Source organism: Diaphorobacter sp. HDW4B (assembly GCF_011305535.1).
GTDB lineage: Bacteria > Pseudomonadota > Gammaproteobacteria > Burkholderiales > Burkholderiaceae_C > Diaphorobacter_A.
Genome location: NZ_CP049905.1, coordinates 1220869 through 1236405, shown reverse-complemented (window position 1 = coordinate 1236405; position 15537 = coordinate 1220869). Strand labels below are relative to the sequence as shown.

The 15537-nt window shown below is 61.8% G+C and carries 20 protein-coding genes; 18 read left to right on the top strand and 2 right to left on the bottom strand.

Annotated elements, in window-relative coordinates; genetic code table 11:
- Positions 1–46 precede the first annotated feature (46 nt).
- Positions 47–529 carry a copper chaperone PCu(A)C gene (locus tag G7048_RS05895; protein WP_166067241.1) on the bottom strand — a complete coding sequence of 161 codons (483 nt, stop codon included), beginning with the start codon at positions 527–529 and terminating at the stop codon, positions 47–49.
- Positions 530–847: 318 nt separating this feature from the next.
- Here G7048_RS05895 and G7048_RS05890 point away from each other — a divergent pair, with 318 nt between their 5' ends.
- The 3 genes from G7048_RS05890 to G7048_RS05880 all read left to right on the top strand — a co-directional run bounded on the left by G7048_RS05890 (position 848) and on the right by G7048_RS05880 (position 3218).
- Entirely contained in the window at positions 848–1648 is an 801-nt protein-coding gene (locus G7048_RS05890) for an amino acid ABC transporter substrate-binding protein (RefSeq protein WP_166067240.1), read from the top strand.
- Positions 1649–1792: 144 nt separating this feature from the next.
- Complete coding sequence (locus G7048_RS05885) at positions 1793–2446, top strand: amino acid ABC transporter permease (RefSeq protein WP_166067239.1); 654 nt, start codon at positions 1793–1795, stop codon at positions 2444–2446.
- Positions 2427–3218: an amino acid ABC transporter ATP-binding protein gene (locus G7048_RS05880; protein ID WP_305793259.1), complete on the top strand. Its 792-nt coding sequence runs from the start codon at positions 2427–2429 to the stop codon at positions 3216–3218. The genes G7048_RS05885 and G7048_RS05880 overlap by 20 nt, the downstream gene beginning before the upstream one ends.
- A gap of 72 nt (positions 3219–3290) precedes the next feature.
- Here G7048_RS05880 and speD read toward each other — a convergent pair whose 3' ends face one another.
- Entirely contained in the window at positions 3291–3692 is a 402-nt protein-coding gene (gene speD / locus G7048_RS05875) for an adenosylmethionine decarboxylase (RefSeq protein ID WP_166067238.1), read from the bottom strand.
- A gap of 256 nt (positions 3693–3948) precedes the next feature.
- On the opposite strand from speD, the gene G7048_RS05870 reads away from it, so the two are divergent.
- The 15 genes from G7048_RS05870 to G7048_RS05800 all read left to right on the top strand — a co-directional run bounded on the left by G7048_RS05870 (position 3949) and on the right by G7048_RS05800 (position 15480).
- Entirely contained in the window at positions 3949–4791 is an 843-nt protein-coding gene (locus tag G7048_RS05870) for an ABC transporter ATP-binding protein (RefSeq protein ID WP_166067237.1), read from the top strand.
- Positions 4788–5570, top strand: coding sequence for a lipid asymmetry maintenance ABC transporter permease subunit MlaE (gene mlaE, locus G7048_RS05865; protein WP_166067236.1), 783 nt, complete (start codon positions 4788–4790; stop codon positions 5568–5570). The genes G7048_RS05870 and mlaE overlap by 4 nt, the downstream gene beginning before the upstream one ends.
- A gap of 60 nt (positions 5571–5630) precedes the next feature.
- Entirely contained in the window at positions 5631–6119 is a 489-nt protein-coding gene (mlaD, locus tag G7048_RS05860) for an outer membrane lipid asymmetry maintenance protein MlaD (protein ID WP_166067235.1), read from the top strand.
- A complete protein-coding gene (locus G7048_RS05855) occupies positions 6116–6880 on the top strand; it encodes a VacJ family lipoprotein (RefSeq protein WP_166067234.1) in 765 nt (254 codons plus the stop codon). The genes mlaD and G7048_RS05855 overlap by 4 nt, the downstream gene beginning before the upstream one ends.
- Positions 6881–7048: 168 nt before the next feature.
- Positions 7049–7687, top strand: coding sequence for a phospholipid-binding protein MlaC (locus G7048_RS05850; RefSeq protein WP_166067233.1), 639 nt, complete (start codon positions 7049–7051; stop codon positions 7685–7687).
- Positions 7688–7742: 55 nt separating this feature from the next.
- On the top strand, positions 7743–8012 hold the full coding sequence (locus tag G7048_RS05845; protein ID WP_166070821.1) for a lipid asymmetry maintenance protein MlaB: 270 nt from the start codon (positions 7743–7745) through the stop codon (positions 8010–8012).
- 78 nt (positions 8013–8090) lie between these two features.
- On the top strand, positions 8091–9008 hold the full coding sequence (locus tag G7048_RS05840; RefSeq protein WP_166067232.1) for an ABC transporter ATP-binding protein: 918 nt from the start codon (positions 8091–8093) through the stop codon (positions 9006–9008).
- Entirely contained in the window at positions 9005–9760 is a 756-nt protein-coding gene (locus G7048_RS05835; RefSeq protein ID WP_166067231.1) for an ABC transporter permease, read from the top strand. The genes G7048_RS05840 and G7048_RS05835 overlap by 4 nt, the downstream gene beginning before the upstream one ends.
- 44 nt (positions 9761–9804) lie before the next feature.
- The gene (locus G7048_RS05830) at positions 9805–10053 is read left to right on the top strand and encodes a BolA family protein (protein ID WP_166067230.1); all 249 of its coding nucleotides are present in this window, start codon (positions 9805–9807) and stop codon (positions 10051–10053) included.
- An 83-nt stretch (positions 10054–10136) separates the two neighbouring features.
- Positions 10137–11438 carry a UDP-N-acetylglucosamine 1-carboxyvinyltransferase gene (murA, locus tag G7048_RS05825; protein WP_166070820.1) on the top strand — a complete coding sequence of 434 codons (1302 nt, stop codon included), beginning with the start codon at positions 10137–10139 and terminating at the stop codon, positions 11436–11438.
- Complete coding sequence (hisG, locus tag G7048_RS05820; RefSeq protein WP_166067229.1) at positions 11435–12082, top strand: ATP phosphoribosyltransferase; 648 nt, start codon at positions 11435–11437, stop codon at positions 12080–12082. Before murA ends, hisG begins: the two co-directional genes overlap by 4 nt.
- 41 nt (positions 12083–12123) lie before the next feature.
- The gene (gene hisD / locus G7048_RS05815) at positions 12124–13446 is read left to right on the top strand and encodes a histidinol dehydrogenase (RefSeq protein ID WP_166067228.1); all 1323 of its coding nucleotides are present in this window, start codon (positions 12124–12126) and stop codon (positions 13444–13446) included.
- 147 nt (positions 13447–13593) lie between these two features.
- Entirely contained in the window at positions 13594–14529 is a 936-nt protein-coding gene (locus G7048_RS05810; protein ID WP_240933179.1) for a hypothetical protein, read from the top strand.
- Positions 14530–14785: 256 nt separating this feature from the next.
- Positions 14786–15043 carry a DUF6364 family protein gene (locus G7048_RS05805; protein ID WP_166067227.1) on the top strand — a complete coding sequence of 86 codons (258 nt, stop codon included), beginning with the start codon at positions 14786–14788 and terminating at the stop codon, positions 15041–15043.
- Positions 15040–15480 carry a PIN domain-containing protein gene (locus G7048_RS05800; RefSeq protein ID WP_166067226.1) on the top strand — a complete coding sequence of 147 codons (441 nt, stop codon included), beginning with the start codon at positions 15040–15042 and terminating at the stop codon, positions 15478–15480. The genes G7048_RS05805 and G7048_RS05800 overlap by 4 nt, the downstream gene beginning before the upstream one ends.
- Positions 15481–15537: the final 57 nt, after the last annotated feature.

The following is a 15537-nucleotide window of genomic DNA, read 5'->3' as shown; positions in this document are numbered from 1 at the left end:
CGGCCCGTTTGCGCAGGGGCCGCGCCAGTGCTCGGACGGCGCTCGGTCAGTGCTTGTGCTTGCCGTGATCCATGGCCGCAGGTGCCGCGGCGTTCAGCGCGCGCACCATGGCGTGCACGTCGACGGTGGATTCCTTGCCCGCAGCGTCCTTGAACACCAGCGTGAGGGGCACATGGGTGCCTGCAGTCATGGCGGAGGGCAGGTCCATGAGCATGACGTGGTAGCCGCCGGGCTTGAGTTCCAGCGGCTTGCCGGGCTGGATGGCGACGCCGGGCTCGACCTTGCGCATCTTCATCACGTTGTCTTCCATCTTCATTTCGTGGACTTCGGACACGGGCGCAGCGTTGGTGCGCACGGCGACGAGCGTGGTGGGTTCGGTGCTGGTGATGCGCATGAACGCGCCGGTGGATTTCTGCTGCGGCACGGTGGCGCGAACCCAGGCGTCATCGACCTTGACTTCGGCGTGGCTGATGAGGGGGCTTGCGAGGGCGAGCGTGGTGAGGGCGATGGAGGAGAGCAGGGCGCGCATGGTGTTTGGAATGTAGGGGTGAAAGATGGATGCGGAGTTGCTGCATTGTCGGGCGACTGGAGCAAGTTTGTGCGCGTTGTTGGGTTGCTCCTGTTTGGATAGCTGCAAATCGCCGGTTGGCAGCCTTTTGCCGATGTGAAGAATGGATCTCCGCAGCAAATTGCCCGCGTAATTTGTGCGACTCCAACCCTCGGGGGCCAAGCTGGGCGAAAATAGAGGGTTTTCTCCCCTTTCGCACGGATCCCGAGCAGACAAGGCCCAAGCCTTGGCTGGGTGAGATCCTTTTGTTCTTTTCTTTCTTAACTTCTCAGCAAGACCATGAAAAAGATTGCCGCTGTTGCGCTCCTCGCTTTGGGTGCCGCTCTGGTTGGATGCAGCAAAAACGAAACTCCTGCGCCGTCGGCCGCTCCGGCACCGGCTCCAGCAGCGATCACCAAGATCGTGGTGGGTCTGGATGACAACTTCCCCCCTATGGGTTTCCGCGACGAGAAGAACGAGCTCGTGGGTTTTGACATCGACATGGCTCGCGAAGCGTCTAAGCGCATGGGCATCGAGGCTGAATTCAAGCCGATCGACTGGAGCGCCAAGGAAGCCGAACTCTCCGGCAAGCGCGTGGACGCTCTGTGGAATGGCCTGACCATCACCGAAGAGCGCAAGGCCAAGATCGGCTTCACCGCCCCTTACATGGAAAACCACCAGATCATCGTGGTGGCTGCCAAGTCCGCGATCAACAACAAGGCCGACATGTCCGGCAAGGTGGTGGGAGCTCAGGAAGGCTCTTCCGCTGTGGATGCAGTGAAGAAGGAAGACGCCGTGTTCAAGTCGTTCAAGGAATTCAAGACCTTCGGCGACAACGTGACTGCGCTGATGGACCTGTCCGCCGGCCGTCTGGAAGCCGTGGTGGTCGACGAAGTAGTGGGCCGTTACTACGTGGCCAAGAAGCCTGACGAGTACCGTGTGCTCGAAGAGAACTTCGGCACCGAAGAGTACGGCGTGGGCGTTCGCAAGGACGACACGGAACTGCTGGAAAAGCTGAACAAGGCCATGGGCGAGATGAAGGCTGACGGCACTGCCGCCAAGATCGCCACCCAGTGGTTCGGCAAGGACATCATCAAGTAATCCAAAGCTCTTTCGGGCTTTTTCGTGACACCGCAGCGGCCATGCTTGGCTGGCTGCGGTGTTCTTGCGTAAAGCGATGCGTCACGCGCATTGCAGGCATCTGGGGAATCCTCCCGATGCCATCGGGGCTCTGAAGCTATCCGTATGGACTACGTTCTCTCTCTTCTCGGGCCACTGGCTCAGGGTGCCACGGTCACCCTGAAGTTGTTCGCGATCACGCTGCTCTTGGCCGTGCCGCTGGGTCTGGTGCTGGCGCTTGCCCGTGTGTCGCATTTCAAGCCGCTGTCGACTTTTGTCAACGGCTATATCTGGCTCATGCGCGGCACGCCGCTCATGCTGCAGATGCTGTTCATTTATTTCGCGCTCCCATTCGTTCCGGTGATTGGTGTGCGCTTGCCGGATTTCCCGGCCGCTGTACTGGCGTTTGCATTGAACTACGCCGCCTATTTTGCGGAGATCTTCCGCGCGGGCATTCTGTCGGTGGATCGCGGCCAGTACGAGGCCGCCAAGGTGCTCGGCATGAGCTATCCGCAGACCATGCGCCGCATCGTGCTGCCGCAAATGGTGCGCAGCATTCTGCCGCCCATGAGCAACGAGACGATCACGCTGGTCAAAGACACCTCGCTGATCTACGTGCTGGCCCTCAACGACCTGCTGCGTGCTGCGCGCGGTTTTGTGCAGCGCGACTTCACGACCACGCCTTTCATCGTGGCCGCCGCTTTCTATCTGATCATGACGCTGGTGCTCACATGGGGCTTCCAGCGTCTGGAAAAACGCTATGCCAAATTTGATGAATGACGCGACGCAGCAGCCGGTGATGATCGACGCACGCGACATCAAGAAGGCATTCGGCACGACGCAGGTGCTGCGCGGCGTGTCGCTGAAAATTTCCCGCGGGGAAGTGGTCGCGGTGATCGGCCCTTCGGGCTCGGGCAAGAGCACGTTTCTGCGCTGCCTGAACCATCTGGAAACCATCGACAGCGGCAACGTGCAGGTCGAAGGCGCCACGCTGGCATCCACCGACGCGAGCGGCAAGTGCACCTACGCTGCCGAACCCGAAATCCGCCGCATCTGCAGCAAAATGGGCATGGTGTTCCAGCACTTCAACCTGTTCCCGCATCTCACGGTGCTGGAGAACATCGTCGAAGCGCCGATGATCGTGCAGAAGCTTTCGAAGGATGAGGCCATTGCGCGTGCGGAAAAGCTGCTCGCCAAGGTGGGTTTGTCCGCCAAGCGCGACAACTACCCGTCGCGCCTTTCGGGCGGCCAGAAGCAGCGCGTGGCGATTGCGCGTGCGCTGGCGATGGAGCCGGACATCATGCTGTTCGACGAGCCCACTTCGGCGCTCGATCCCGAACTGACCGGCGAAGTCTTGAAGACCATGCGCGAGCTGGCCGACGAGCGCATGACCATGCTGGTGGTCACGCACGAAATGGGCTTTGCGCGCGAGGTGGCGAACACCGTGGTGTTCATGGATCAGGGCGAACTGATCGAGGCGCGTCCTGCGCAGGAGTTCTTCGCCGATCCGCGCCATGAGCGCGCCAAGGCGTTTCTCAATCACATGCTGTGAGTTGAGTCGAAGTCTTCGGATTTCAAAACAAGCAAGCGCGGCACCGTCCACGCTTTTTTCGTTGGGAGGCGCTCACATGCGCTCTATGCGCTGAAAGTGTGTGTCCTGCGGTTTAAATGCCGACTGCAGGGTGTCGAAAAGCTGCTGCGCTTTGGCGCGGTTGTCACCGGAGTAATTGCAGACGAAGACGTCCAGCGTCACATAGTCCGATTCGGGCCAGGTGTGGACCGAGAGATGCGATTCGGCCAGCACGACCACGCCGGTGACGCCCCCGCCCGAACCGAACGAATGGAACAGGCAGCCGACCGAGGTGAGCCCGGCGGCGGCCACCTGCTCCACGCAGAAAGCCTCAAGGAATGCCGCATCGAGCATCAGGCGCGAGTCACCCGTGCAGCCGTGCAGATCGCCGATCAGATGCAGACCACTGGCTTCGCGTGCGGAGACCGCGAAGGTGTTCTGTACGGGCATCGTCATGGGCGAAAGTTTTCCTGAGGTTGCGTAGGTTGTTGCAATTGGCGAAGGTGCGCGGACTTGAGCCAAGGTACGGTCAAACCTGCTGCGGGCCTTGCCAGTCAAGGTTGGCAGGTCTTTGGCAGGAGAGGTTCAGTATAGTCAAGCATTGTTTCAGCAACAGTCTGTTCAACATCGGCTGAACGGGGGAAACGGGTTTCCCCCTATGATGTAGGGTTGCTTCTCTCTGTTTGGGACCGGCAATCGATTGTTTTTACCCATGCCTGATAACGCTCCAACCGTCTCAAAACCACTCGTGGAATTGCGCAATGTCCATTTTGGATATGGCGACCGCGCGATCCTGCGCGGCGTCAGCCTGAGCGTGCCGCGTGGCAAGGTCACGGCGCTGATGGGCGCTTCCGGTGGTGGCAAGACGACCGTGCTGCGTTTGATCGGCGGCCAGCAGGTGGCGCAGGGCGGCGAGGTGCTGTTCGACGGCCAGAACGTCGGTGGCATGGACATGAAGGCGCTGTACGCAGCGCGTCGTCGCATGGGCATGCTGTTCCAGTTCGGCGCGCTGTTCACCGACATGAGCGTGTATGAGAACGTGGCGTTCCCGCTGCATGAGCACACGGATCTGTCGGAAGAGTTGATTCGCGACATCGTGCTCATGAAGCTCAACGCGGTGGGTCTGCGCGGTGCGCGTGATCTCATGCCCAGCCAGATTTCCGGTGGCATGGCGCGGCGCGTGGCGCTGGCGCGTGCGATTGCGCTCGACCCCGAACTCATCATGTACGACGAGCCGTTTGCCGGGCTGGACCCAATTTCGCTCGGCACGTCGGCGCAGTTGATTCGCCAGCTCAACGATTCCATGGGTCTCACCACCATCATCGTGTCGCACGATCTGGAGGAGACCTTCCGCTTGGCTGATCACGTGATCATTCTCGGCCCCGGCGTGATTGCCGCGCAGGGCACACCCGATGAGGTGCGCAAGAGCACCGATCCGCTGGTGCACCAGTTCGTCAACGCGCTGCCGACGGGGCCTGTGCCGTTTCATTACCCCGGCCCGAGCGTGGATCAGGATTTCGGCCCGGTGGGCATGGCATTGGGAGGCAAGTCATGAGTTGGTGGCGTCCGTCCGATGTGGGTTTTGCGGTGCGCAGCAAGTTGGTCGATATCGGTCAGGGCGCAAAGTTGTTCTGGCGTCTGGTCCAGCTTGGCAGCGAGGCGCTCAAGCGCCCGGGGCTGGTGCGCGATCAGGTGCATTTCCTCGGCAACTATTCGCTGTCGATCATCGCGATGTCGGGCCTGTTCGTCGGCTTCGTGCTGGCGCTGCAGGGTTACAACATTCTGCAGCTTTATGGTTCGACCAACGCCCTCGGGCTGGTCGTGACGCTGGGGCTGGTGCGTGAACTGGGTCCGGTCGTGACCGCGCTGCTGTTTGCCGGTCGTGCAGGCACGTCGCTCACGGCGGAAATCGGTCTGATGCGCGCGGGCGAGCAGCTTTCGGCAATGGAGATGATGGCGGTCGACCCGGTGCGCCGCATTCTCGTGCCGCGTTTCTGGGGTGGCGTGATCGCCATGCCGCTCTTGGCGGCGGTGTTCAATGCGGTCGGAGTGATCGGCGGCTGGGTGGTCGGCGTGATCATGCTGGGTGTGGATTCCGGCGCGTTCTGGGGCGCGATGCAAAGCAGCGTCGATGTCTGGAAGGATGTGGGCAACGGCGTGGTCAAGAGCATCGTGTTCGGCATCGCCGTGACCTTCGTGGCCGTGCTGCAGGGTTATGTGGCCAAGCCGACGCCCGAAGGGGTTTCCCGCGCCACCACGCGCACTGTGGTGATCGCGTCGTTGTCGGTGCTGGGGCTGGATTTCCTGCTCACGGCGCTGATGTTCAGTATTTGATGAATCGAATTTGGAAGCGAAGAGACTGGTATCTCGGGTTTTCGGAGAAAGTAGCAAACCATGCAGCAATCCAAGAATGATGTCTGGGTCGGCCTGTTCGTGCTGTTGGGCGCGGCTGCGCTGGTGTTCCTCGCGTTGCAGTCGGCCAATCTGCTGAGCCTGAACTGGAAGTCGGGCTACGCGGTCACGGCGCGATTCGACAATATCGGCGGCCTCAAGCCTCAGGCGGCGGTGCGCAGTGCCGGTGTCGTGGTGGGCCGCGTCAAGGGCATCGCGTTCAATGACGAGACCTTCCAGGCCAACGTGCATCTGGAACTCGACAAGCAATACAAGTTCCCCAAGGACAGCTCGCTGAAGATCCTCACCAGCGGTCTGTTGGGTGATCAATACATCGGAATCGAGGCGGGCGCTGACAGCGCCAATCTGGCGGAAGGTGACACAATCACCGCCACACAATCCGCTGTCGTGCTGGAAAATCTGATTGGCCAATTCCTCTACAACAAAGCCGAAGAAGGCGGAAGTTCGAGCGGATCCGGCGGCAAAAAATGACAAAGCAAAAAACCACGTACTCCCAACTCATCCTGCGCGGCAGCACTGCGGCGCTGGGACTTGCTTTGCTGGCAGGTTGCGCGAGCAACTCCCGTGTCACGCAGCAGGCGCATCCTGACGATCCCTACGAGTCGTTCAATCGCAGCATCTACTCGTTCAACGACGGGCTGGATCGTGCAGTCCTCAAACCTGTGGCAACCGCCTATCAGGAAGTCACCCCCAAGCCAGTGCGCTCCGGCGTGACCAACTTCTTCGCCAACCTGGGCGATGCTTGGTCGTTCGTGAACAATGTGCTGCAAGGCCGTGGCACAGATGCGTTCGACAGCATGGTGCGTTTCAATGTGAACACCGTGTTCGGCTTGGGCGGGCTGCTCGACATCGCCAGTGAAATGCGCATCCAGCGCCACAAGCAGGACTTCGGTCTGACGCTGGGCAGTTGGGGTGTGAAGACGGGGCCGTATCTGGTTCTGCCGTTCCTCGGCCCCTCGACCATTCGGGACACGGTGGCTCTGCCGGTGGACTGGAAGGGCGGTCTGGTGGGCGAGATCAGCGACATTCCCGTGCGCAATTCGCTCATTGGCCTGCGCTTCGTGGAAAAGCGTGAATCGCTGCTGAATGCAGGTGAAGTGCTGGACGCTGCTGCGCTGGATCCGTATTCGTTCACGCGCGACGTCTATCTGCAGGTGCGCAGCCAGCGCATTCTCCCGCGCAAGGGACAGGTCGAGGACGAAGACGCGGGCAAGCTGCCTGAGGAATATTGACTTTTCCTCGGCTCGGCCACTTCCAGTCAATTGCGCCACAGGTTGCAATTGCTTGCATCCCGGTACGCCCGGGACGTAACAAACTCGGGCACCGTGCTGAAAATGAGCGCACATGATGCCAAACACATACATTCAAGTCTGTATGTGAATTTACAAGGACATTTGAAGATGTTGAATCGACGCCTTTTCTCCCAATCCGCTGCCGCTCTGGCATCCGCCGTGCTGCTGTCCACGCCGGTGGCATCCTTTGCCGCCGACGAGGCGCCGGACGCGATGATCAAGCGCCTGTCCAACGAAGTGCTGGAGACCATCCGCAGCGACTCGACCATCAAGTCGGGCGATGTGGACAAGATCATGGTGCTGGTTGATCGCCTGCTCATGCCGCATGTGAACTTCCGCCGCATGACCGCAGCCGCCGTCGGCCCCGGCTGGCGCAAGGCCACGCCCGAGCAGCAAAAGCGTCTGCAGGACGAGTTCAAGGTGTTGTTGGTACGCACATACTCTGGCGCGCTGAGTCAGGTCACGAACCAGACGGTTGAGGTCAAGCCGCTGCGCGCAGCCGCTGGCGACAAGGACGTGCTGGTGCGCACCGAAGTGCGCGGCAAGGGCGATCCGGTGCAGGTCGACTACCGTCTGGAAAAGGATGGCAGCGGCTGGAAGATCTACAACCTGAACGTGCTCGGCGTCTGGATCGTGGACACTTATCGCACGCAGTTCGGCCAGGAAGTCAACGCCAAGGGCATCGACGGCCTGATCGAATCGCTGGTCGCCCGCAACAAGGCCAACGCTGCCGGCAACGGCAAGTAAACCCCGTCCAGAAGTCGAACACACCATGAACGCCGCTGCCACCGCCGCTCCCAGCATGCTGGTGCTCCCGCCCGAGCTCACGCACGCACAGGCCACCGCCAGTCTGCGCATGCTCATGCAGGCGATGAAGGCGCACAAGGAAAAGCATCTCGTCGTGGATGCCAGCGCGCTCAAGGTGTTCGATTCTTCGGCGCTCGCCGTCCTGCTCGAATGCCGCCGCACGGCGCTGGAATTCGGCAAGACCTTTGCCATCAAGGCCTTGCCCACGTCGCTGGGCAGTCTGGCCGGGCTGTATGGCGTGCAGGAACTGCTGACCGCAGAGTGACCGAAGGCCGGGTGCCAGCGCGCCCTCAAAACCTTCTCCTGCCGCAATGGGCCTTCCCGTTCTAAAATGGAAGGCTTCATGCCAGCCGTATCTTTTCAGTCTGTCTCCAAGACCTTCAACACCCCCAAGGGGCCTTTTCAGGCGCTGAACAACGTCAGCCTTGATATTGGCGAGGGCGAATTCTTCGGTCTGCTCGGCCCCAATGGCGCTGGCAAGACCACGCTCATCAGCATTCTGGCCGGATTGGCACGCGCCTCGGGCGGCAGCGTCAAGGTCATGGGGCATGACGTGCAAAGCGACTACGCCGCCGCGCGCCGCAGCCTCGGCGTGGTGCCGCAGGAACTGGTGTTCGATCCCTTCTTCACCGTGCGCGAGACGCTGCGCATCCAGTCCGGCTACTTCGGCGTGAAGAACAACGACGCGTGGATCGACGAGTTGCTCGAAAGCCTGGGCCTGTCCGACAAGGCGCACAGCAACATGCGCCAGCTTTCGGGCGGCATGAAGCGCCGTGTGCTGGTCGCGCAGGCGCTGGTGCACAAGCCGCCGATCATCGTGCTCGACGAGCCGACCGCGGGCGTGGACGTGGAGCTGCGCCAGACGCTCTGGCACTTCATCGCACGCCTGAACCGCGAAGGTCACACCGTGCTGCTGACCACGCACTATCTCGAAGAAGCCGAAGCGCTGTGCAGCCGCGTGGCGATGCTCAAGCACGGCAACATCGTCAAGCTGTCCAGCATGTCCGATCTGCTCAAGTCCGCATCGGCCAACGTGCTGCAGTTCAAGACCGACAGTGCCTTGCCTGCAGCCATGGACGCGCGTGCTCGCGTCACCGGCCGCATCGTGCAGATTCCCGCGCAGGATGCGGGTGATGTCGAACAACTGCTGGCCACGCTGCGCCAAGGTGGCGTGGTGCTGGAGGATGTGGAAATCCGCCGCGCCGATCTCGAAGATGTGTTCATCCACGTGATGAACGAACAGCAAGGAGCTGCGGCATGACCGGATGGCAAACCCTGCTGAAAAAGGAAGTGCTGCGCTTCTGGAAGGTTGCCTTCCAGACCGTGGCGGCCCCCGTGCTCACCGCCGTGCTGTATCTGCTGGTCTTCGGCCATGTGCTCGAAGGCCGCGTGATGGTCTACGACCGCATCAGCTACACCGCGTTCATCATCCCCGGTCTGGTGATGATGAGCATTCTGCAGAACGCGTTCGCGAACAGTTCGTCGAGTCTGGTGCAGAGCAAGATCATGGGCTCGATGGTGTTCGTGCTGCTCACGCCGCTGTCGCACTGGGCCTGGTTCAGCGCTTATGTCGGGGCCGCTGTGCTGCGCGGGCTGCTGGTGGGTGTGGGCGTGTTCATCATCACGCTGTTCTTTGCCGTGCCGGACTTCTCCGCGCCGCTGTGGATCATCGTGTTCGCGCTGCTGGGCGCGGCCATCATGGGCACGCTCGGGGTGATCGCCGGTCTCTGGGCCGACAAGTTCGACCAGATGGCGGCGTTCCAGAACTTTCTGATCATGCCGCTGACCTTCCTGTCGGGCGTGTTCTATTCGATCCATTCGCTGCCGGATTTCTGGCAGAAGGTCAGTCATTTGAACCCGTTCTTCTACATGATCGACGGCTTCCGTTATGGCTTCTTCGGGCAGAGCGACGTGTCGCCCTGGACCAGCTTTGCCATCGTTGGCGGCGCGTGGCTGTTGATCAGCGCGCTGGCCGTGCATCTGCTGCGCATCGGCTACAAGATTCGCAACTGAGTCTGCCCGGCGCAGTTTTCCATTTCCATTCATTTTTTCCCACCATGACCGCAGACCAACTCAAGGATCTCATCAGTGCCGGCCTGCCTTGCGAGCACATCACCCTCGAGGGCGATGGCCGCCATTGGTACGCCACCATCGTGTCCGCCGAGTTCGAAGGCAAGCGCCTGATCCAGCGTCACCAGCGCGTCTACGCGACGCTGGGTGATCGCATGAAGACCGACGAAGTGCACGCGCTGTCGATGAAGACGTTCACTCCCGCAGAGTGGACCGCGCAGGGCAACCAAGCCTGATCGACATGCGGCAGTGAATGCCAGAGATAGCCAGAGATTTGTGATTGCCTGAAGTTCAAGATTCCCCACAACAAGCCCACCCCATGGACAAGCTGCTGATTCGCGGTGGCCGCAAGCTGCATGGCGAGGTGCCGGTCTCCGGTGCCAAGAACGCCGCGCTGCCCGAACTGTGCGCAGCGCTGCTCACCGCCGAGCCTGTGGTTCTGCACAACGTGCCGCATCTGCAGGACGTGGCCACCATGCTCAAGCTGATCCGCAGCATGGGCGTGGTGATCGAGCGCGTTCAGGGCGACGACTGCACGGTGCGCATCGATGCGGGCGCGCTCGCTTCGCCCGAAGCGCCGTACGATCTGGTCAAGACCATGCGTGCCTCGGTGCTCGCGCTGGGCCCGCTGCTGGCGCGCTTCGGCAAGGCCCAGGTGTCTTTGCCAGGGGGCTGCGCGATTGGTTCGCGCCCGGTGGATCAGCACATCAAGGGCCTGCAGGCCATGGGTGCGGAGATCGTCGTCGAGCAAGGCTACATGGTGGCGAATCTACCCGCTGGTCGCTCACGCCTGAAGGGTGCCAGTATCACCACTGACATGGTGACCGTGACCGGCACCGAAAACCTGTTGATGGCGGCCACGCTGGCCGAGGGCGAGACCATTCTGGAAAATGCCGCACAGGAACCCGAGGTGGTCGATCTCGCCGAAATGCTCATCAAGATGGGCGCGAAGATCGAAGGCCACGGCACGGCGCGCATCCGCATTCAGGGCGTGGATGCGCTGCACGGTTGCGAGCACGCCGTGGTGGCGGATCGCATCGAGGCGGGCACGTTTCTGTGCGCGGTGGCGGCCACGGGCGGTGATGCCTTTCTGCGCCATGCGCGCGAGGATCATCTGGGCGCGGTCATCGACAAATTGCGCGATGCAGGTGTGGACATCGAAGCACGCGACAATGGCATCCAGGTGACGAGTCCCGGCGCTTCCAACTTGACCGCGCAGAGCTTTCGCACCACCGAGTACCCCGGCTTTCCGACCGACATGCAGGCGCAGTTCATGGCGCTGAACGTGGTGTCTCAGGGCCAGTCCACGGTGGCTGAAACCATTTTTGAAAACCGCTTCATGCACGTGAACGAGCTGCAGCGGTTGGGCGCGAAAATCCGCACTAAGGATGCGCGCGAGGCCGTGATCGAAGGACTGGGCAAGAATGGCGCAACCACCGAACAGCTTTCGGGCGCGACGGTGATGGCGACGGACCTGCGCGCTTCGGCGAGTCTGGTGATTGCAGGGCTGGTGGCCAACGGCGAGACTTTGGTGGATCGCATCTACCATCTCGACCGCGGCTACGATTGCATGGAACGCAAACTGCGCGGCTTGGGTGCCGACGTGGAAAGAATTCAATGACGACGATTACTCTGGCGCTCTCCAAGGGCCGCATTTTTGACGAAACCATGCCTTTGCTGGCGGCTGCCGGCATCAAGGTGCTGGAAGATCCGGAAACCTCGCGCAAGCTGATCTTGCCGACCAACCAGCCCAATGTGCGCGTGGTGATGGTGCGCGCCACCGACGTGCCCACCTATGTGCAGTACGGCGGTGCCGACATCGGCGTGACCGGCAAGGACACGCTGATCGAGCATGGCGGTCAGGGCCTGTTCCGTCCGCTGGACCTGAACATCGCCAAGTGCCGCGTGAGCGTGGCCGTGCGCAATGACTTCGACTACAAGCATGCGGTCACGCAGGGCTCGCGTCTGAAGGTCGCCACCAAGTACACGCTCATCGCGCGCGAATTCTTCGCGAGCAAGGGTGTGCACGTGGACCTGATCAAGCTGTATGGCAGCATGGAGCTCGCGCCGCTGACCGGCATGGCCGACGCCATCGTCGACCTGGTCTCCACCGGCAACACGCTCAAGGCCAACCATCTGGTCGAGGTCGAGCGCATCATGGACATCAGCTCGCACCTGGTCGTGAACCAGGCCGCGCTCAAGCTCAAGCAGGAGCCGCTGCGCCACATCATCGATGCGTTCGCATCCGCCATCCGCAAGGATTGAATTCAAAACACCGCTCGTTCCCCACTAGAAAGTTGTCTGCCATGTCTTTGCAAGCTGCACCTCTGCGTCTGTCCACCGCTTCGGCCTCGTTCGAAGCCGACTTCGCGGCGCGCCTGCATTGGTCGGCGGACACCGACGCGGAAATCGAACAGCGCGTGGCCGACATCCTCGCCGACGTGCAAAAGCGCGGCGATGCGGCGGTGCTCGAATACACCGCGCGCTTTGATGGTTTGAATGCCGAAAACATGTCGGCGCTTGAACTTACGCAGGATGAACTCAAGGCCGCTTTCGACAGCCTGAACGACGCGCAAAAGCACGCGCTGACAGCCGCCGCCAAGCGCGTTCGCACTTACCACGAAGCGCAGAAAAAGGCCAACGGCGAGAGCTGGAGCTACCGCGACGAAGACGGCACGCTGCTCGGCCAGAAGGTCACGCCGCTGGATCGCGTGGGCATCTACGTGCCCGGCGGCAAGGCGGCCTATCCGTCGAGCGTGCTGATGAACGCCATTCCCGCGCAAGTCGCCGGCGTGCAGGACATCATCATGGTCGTGCCCACGCCGCGTGGCGAAAAGAATGCGCTGGTGCTGGCGGCTGCCTATGTGGCGGGCGTGCACCGCGCGTTCACCGTCGGCGGCGCGCAGGCCGTGGCGGCGCTCGCTTACGGCACGGCAACCATCCCCAAGGTCGACAAGATCACCGGCCCCGGCAACGCCTACGTGGCAAGCGCCAAGAAGCGCGTGTTCGGCATGGTCGGCATCGACATGATTGCGGGTCCGTCCGAAATTCTGGTGCTGGCCGATGGATCGACCCCGCCTGAATGGGTGGCGATGGATCTGTTCAGCCAAGCCGAGCACGATGAGCTGGCTCAGTCGATTCTGCTGTCCCCCGACGCCGCCTACATCGACGCGGTGCAGCGCGAAATCGACCGCCTGCTGCCCGAGATGCCGCGCAAGGAAATCATCGCCAAGAGCCTCACAGGCCGCGGCGCGCTGATTCTCACCAAGAACATGGAAGAGGCCTGCGCGATCAGCAACCGCATCGCGCCGGAGCACCTGGAAGTGTCGAGCCGCGACCCCCACCAATGGGAACCGCTGCTCAAGCACGCCGGTGCGATCTTCCTCGGTGCCTACACCAGCGAAAGTCTGGGCGACTACTGTGCTGGTCCCAACCACGTGCTGCCGACCAGCGGCACGGCACGTTTCTCGTCGCCGCTCGGTGTGTACGACTTCCAGAAGCGTTCCAGCCTGATCGAGGTGAGCGAAGCCGGTGCGCAGGTGCTCGGCAAGATCGCCGCCGAACTGGCTTATGGCGAAGGCCTGCAAGGTCACGCCCGCGCTGCGGAAATGCGCCTGACGACCAAGTGAATCTGTTGGGTAACTGCAAGAAGATTTGCCAGTTGTTTCGTCTATGAGCAAGGCCTGATTTTCCCGTGGACACTGCGTTCGGGAGCCGTCGTGACGACTGACGGCTGCCGTCCTCAACGCACAACTCCAGCACAACGGGATCAGGTCATGGATCGCTACACACGGGATGGAACTTCAACACGCTTCGCATCAAGCCGCCTGAGGTTGCGGCGCTGGCTGCTGGCCTTGGGGCTGGGCACCAGCGTGCTGCTTGCGGCGTGTTCGATGCCGCTGCCGCAGCAGTCATCCTCGGGCAGCGTGGCGGTGGAGTCCGCACCTGCACCTGCACCCGCTTCGCGGCCTTCCATCGTGGAGGGACACGCGGCACCGCAGATTTCTCGCTTGCCTTTCCCGCAAGCGCCACAAGCCCATTCCACGCTCGGCACGCAATGGGGCGAAGGCCGCACCTCGCGCGTCGTCACCATCGATGCAACGCGCCTGACCCCCGGCAAGCCGCAGGCGCAAAGCGCTCTGCGCTATACCGACGAGGACAGCATTCGCCGCTCGCTTGGAGCCGACGCCGACCGCCAGTTGAGCGTGCTGCTGGCCGGCGGAAAAATCGAATGGTCCGTGGTGGATGGACGTGGCGCAGTCCTGCCGATCTACAGTCAGCGCGGCGGCTCGAACTACCACGTCGCGGGTCGCAGTGGCGAACGTTATGAGCTGGTTTATGTCAATCGCAGCCAACGTGTGTATGAACTGGTCGCGACCGTGGATGGGCTGGATGTGTTGTCTGGCCAGCCGGGCAGCATCGATGCGGAGGGCTATCTGATCCGTCCCGGAGAAACGATGCGCGTCGAGGGCTTTCGCAAGAACAGCAATGAGGTGGCGGCTTTTCGGTTCTCTGCCAAGGACAACGCTTATGCGAGCAATACACCGGCTGGCAATCCGCGCAATATCGGGGTGATTGGGTCGGCGCTGTTCGAAGTGCAGCTTGCCGAGGCTTCTCGCGTGTCTCCGCCACCATCACCGGTGCGGGGTGGTGGGCCGGATGCGTTTCCGGCGGACAAGGGGCGGTTTGCTGCTCCGCCGCAATACAGGTGAATTTTTGTGCCTCCGCAGGGGGGGGTGCTTGCAGAGGCCGGGAGTTCCGCCCGGCGGCGGAGTAACTTTTCGCTGGCGCGCGAAAAGTCACCAAAAGCGCGCTTGAATACCTGCGGCAAAACTCTCTTCGCGCCGTGGGCGCTCCGTTCAGACAGCTTGCCGCAAGTCAGTTTGGAAGAGGTTGGTTTCGGCACTTCGCTGCGCTCGCGCCTGGACACGAATTTCGTGTTACACGAAATTCGTGTAAACTGGCGCTGTGAAAAACCTCACCATTACTGTGGACGACGACGTGCTCGAATGGGCGCGTATCGAGGCTGCGCGTCGCGGCACGAGTGTGTCGCGCATGGTGGGGGATTTCATGGCGGAGATGCAGCGCCGGGAGGACGCCTATGAGCGGGCCTATCTCGCGTGGCGCACCGACGAGCGCAATTGGCACGCTGCGGTGGAGGCCGGTGCTCCTGCGCGCAAGTCCCAACTGAAGCGTGTGTCTGCGGCAAAGGGCGCTGGTCAATGAATCCGGTGTTTGTCGATACTTCTGTGCTGATTGCCGCCGAAGACGTGGGCAATGCCGATCTGTACGCGGCCACGCTGAACTGGCTCGATGCGCTGTGGAAAACGCGCAGCGGGCGCACGGGCAGTCAGGCTTTGTGCGAGTTCTATGACCAGGTGACGACTGCGCCCGAGCCGCTGCCGCAGGGCGATGCGCGTGCGGCGATTCGTCGTTATCAGACCTGGAATCCCTGGAGAACCGATGCCGCCACGCTGGAAACCGCGTGGGCGGTGCAGACGCGTCATCAACTGGCATTTGGCGATTGTCTGGCTGTGGCCTGTGCGCAGCACAGCGGCTGCGACCAGATGCTGTCGCTGCACTTGCCGCATGGCGCGCAGTTTGGGGGCGTCACCGTGGTGCATCCCCAGCAAGAGGCCGCGCCGGTCGACGTGGCGGGCTGACGTTCAAACGCTGCCGCCTTTCGAATTTCTGTTTTTCGCTTTTTTCTTTTTCATTCC

What these genes read in the sequence shown, in the direction of transcription:
- G7048_RS05895 (WP_166067241.1), bottom strand. Translation starts at nt 529, where the DNA reads ATGCGCGCCCTGCTCTCCTCCATCGCCCTCACCACGCTCGCCCTCGCA.
- G7048_RS05890 (WP_166067240.1), top strand. Translation starts at nt 848, where the DNA reads ATGAAAAAGATTGCCGCTGTTGCGCTCCTCGCTTTGGGTGCCGCTCTG.
- G7048_RS05885 (WP_166067239.1), top strand. Translation starts at nt 1,793, where the DNA reads ATGGACTACGTTCTCTCTCTTCTCGGGCCACTGGCTCAGGGTGCCACG.
- G7048_RS05880 (WP_305793259.1), top strand. Translation starts at nt 2,427, where the DNA reads ATGCCAAATTTGATGAATGACGCGACGCAGCAGCCGGTGATGATCGAC.
- speD (WP_166067238.1), bottom strand. Translation starts at nt 3,692, where the DNA reads ATGACGATGCCCGTACAGAACACCTTCGCGGTCTCCGCACGCGAAGCC.
- G7048_RS05870 (WP_166067237.1), top strand. Translation starts at nt 3,949, where the DNA reads ATGCCTGATAACGCTCCAACCGTCTCAAAACCACTCGTGGAATTGCGC.
- mlaE (WP_166067236.1), top strand. Translation starts at nt 4,788, where the DNA reads ATGAGTTGGTGGCGTCCGTCCGATGTGGGTTTTGCGGTGCGCAGCAAG.
- mlaD (WP_166067235.1), top strand. Translation starts at nt 5,631, where the DNA reads ATGCAGCAATCCAAGAATGATGTCTGGGTCGGCCTGTTCGTGCTGTTG.
- G7048_RS05855 (WP_166067234.1), top strand. Translation starts at nt 6,116, where the DNA reads ATGACAAAGCAAAAAACCACGTACTCCCAACTCATCCTGCGCGGCAGC.
- G7048_RS05850 (WP_166067233.1), top strand. Translation starts at nt 7,049, where the DNA reads ATGTTGAATCGACGCCTTTTCTCCCAATCCGCTGCCGCTCTGGCATCC.
- G7048_RS05845 (WP_166070821.1), top strand. Translation starts at nt 7,743, where the DNA reads ATGCTGGTGCTCCCGCCCGAGCTCACGCACGCACAGGCCACCGCCAGT.
- G7048_RS05840 (WP_166067232.1), top strand. Translation starts at nt 8,091, where the DNA reads ATGCCAGCCGTATCTTTTCAGTCTGTCTCCAAGACCTTCAACACCCCC.
- G7048_RS05835 (WP_166067231.1), top strand. Translation starts at nt 9,005, where the DNA reads ATGACCGGATGGCAAACCCTGCTGAAAAAGGAAGTGCTGCGCTTCTGG.
- G7048_RS05830 (WP_166067230.1), top strand. Translation starts at nt 9,805, where the DNA reads ATGACCGCAGACCAACTCAAGGATCTCATCAGTGCCGGCCTGCCTTGC.
- murA (WP_166070820.1), top strand. Translation starts at nt 10,137, where the DNA reads ATGGACAAGCTGCTGATTCGCGGTGGCCGCAAGCTGCATGGCGAGGTG.
- hisG (WP_166067229.1), top strand. Translation starts at nt 11,435, where the DNA reads ATGACGACGATTACTCTGGCGCTCTCCAAGGGCCGCATTTTTGACGAA.
- hisD (WP_166067228.1), top strand. Translation starts at nt 12,124, where the DNA reads ATGTCTTTGCAAGCTGCACCTCTGCGTCTGTCCACCGCTTCGGCCTCG.
- G7048_RS05810 (WP_240933179.1), top strand. Translation starts at nt 13,594, where the DNA reads ATGGATCGCTACACACGGGATGGAACTTCAACACGCTTCGCATCAAGC.
- G7048_RS05800 (WP_166067226.1), top strand. Translation starts at nt 15,040, where the DNA reads ATGAATCCGGTGTTTGTCGATACTTCTGTGCTGATTGCCGCCGAAGAC.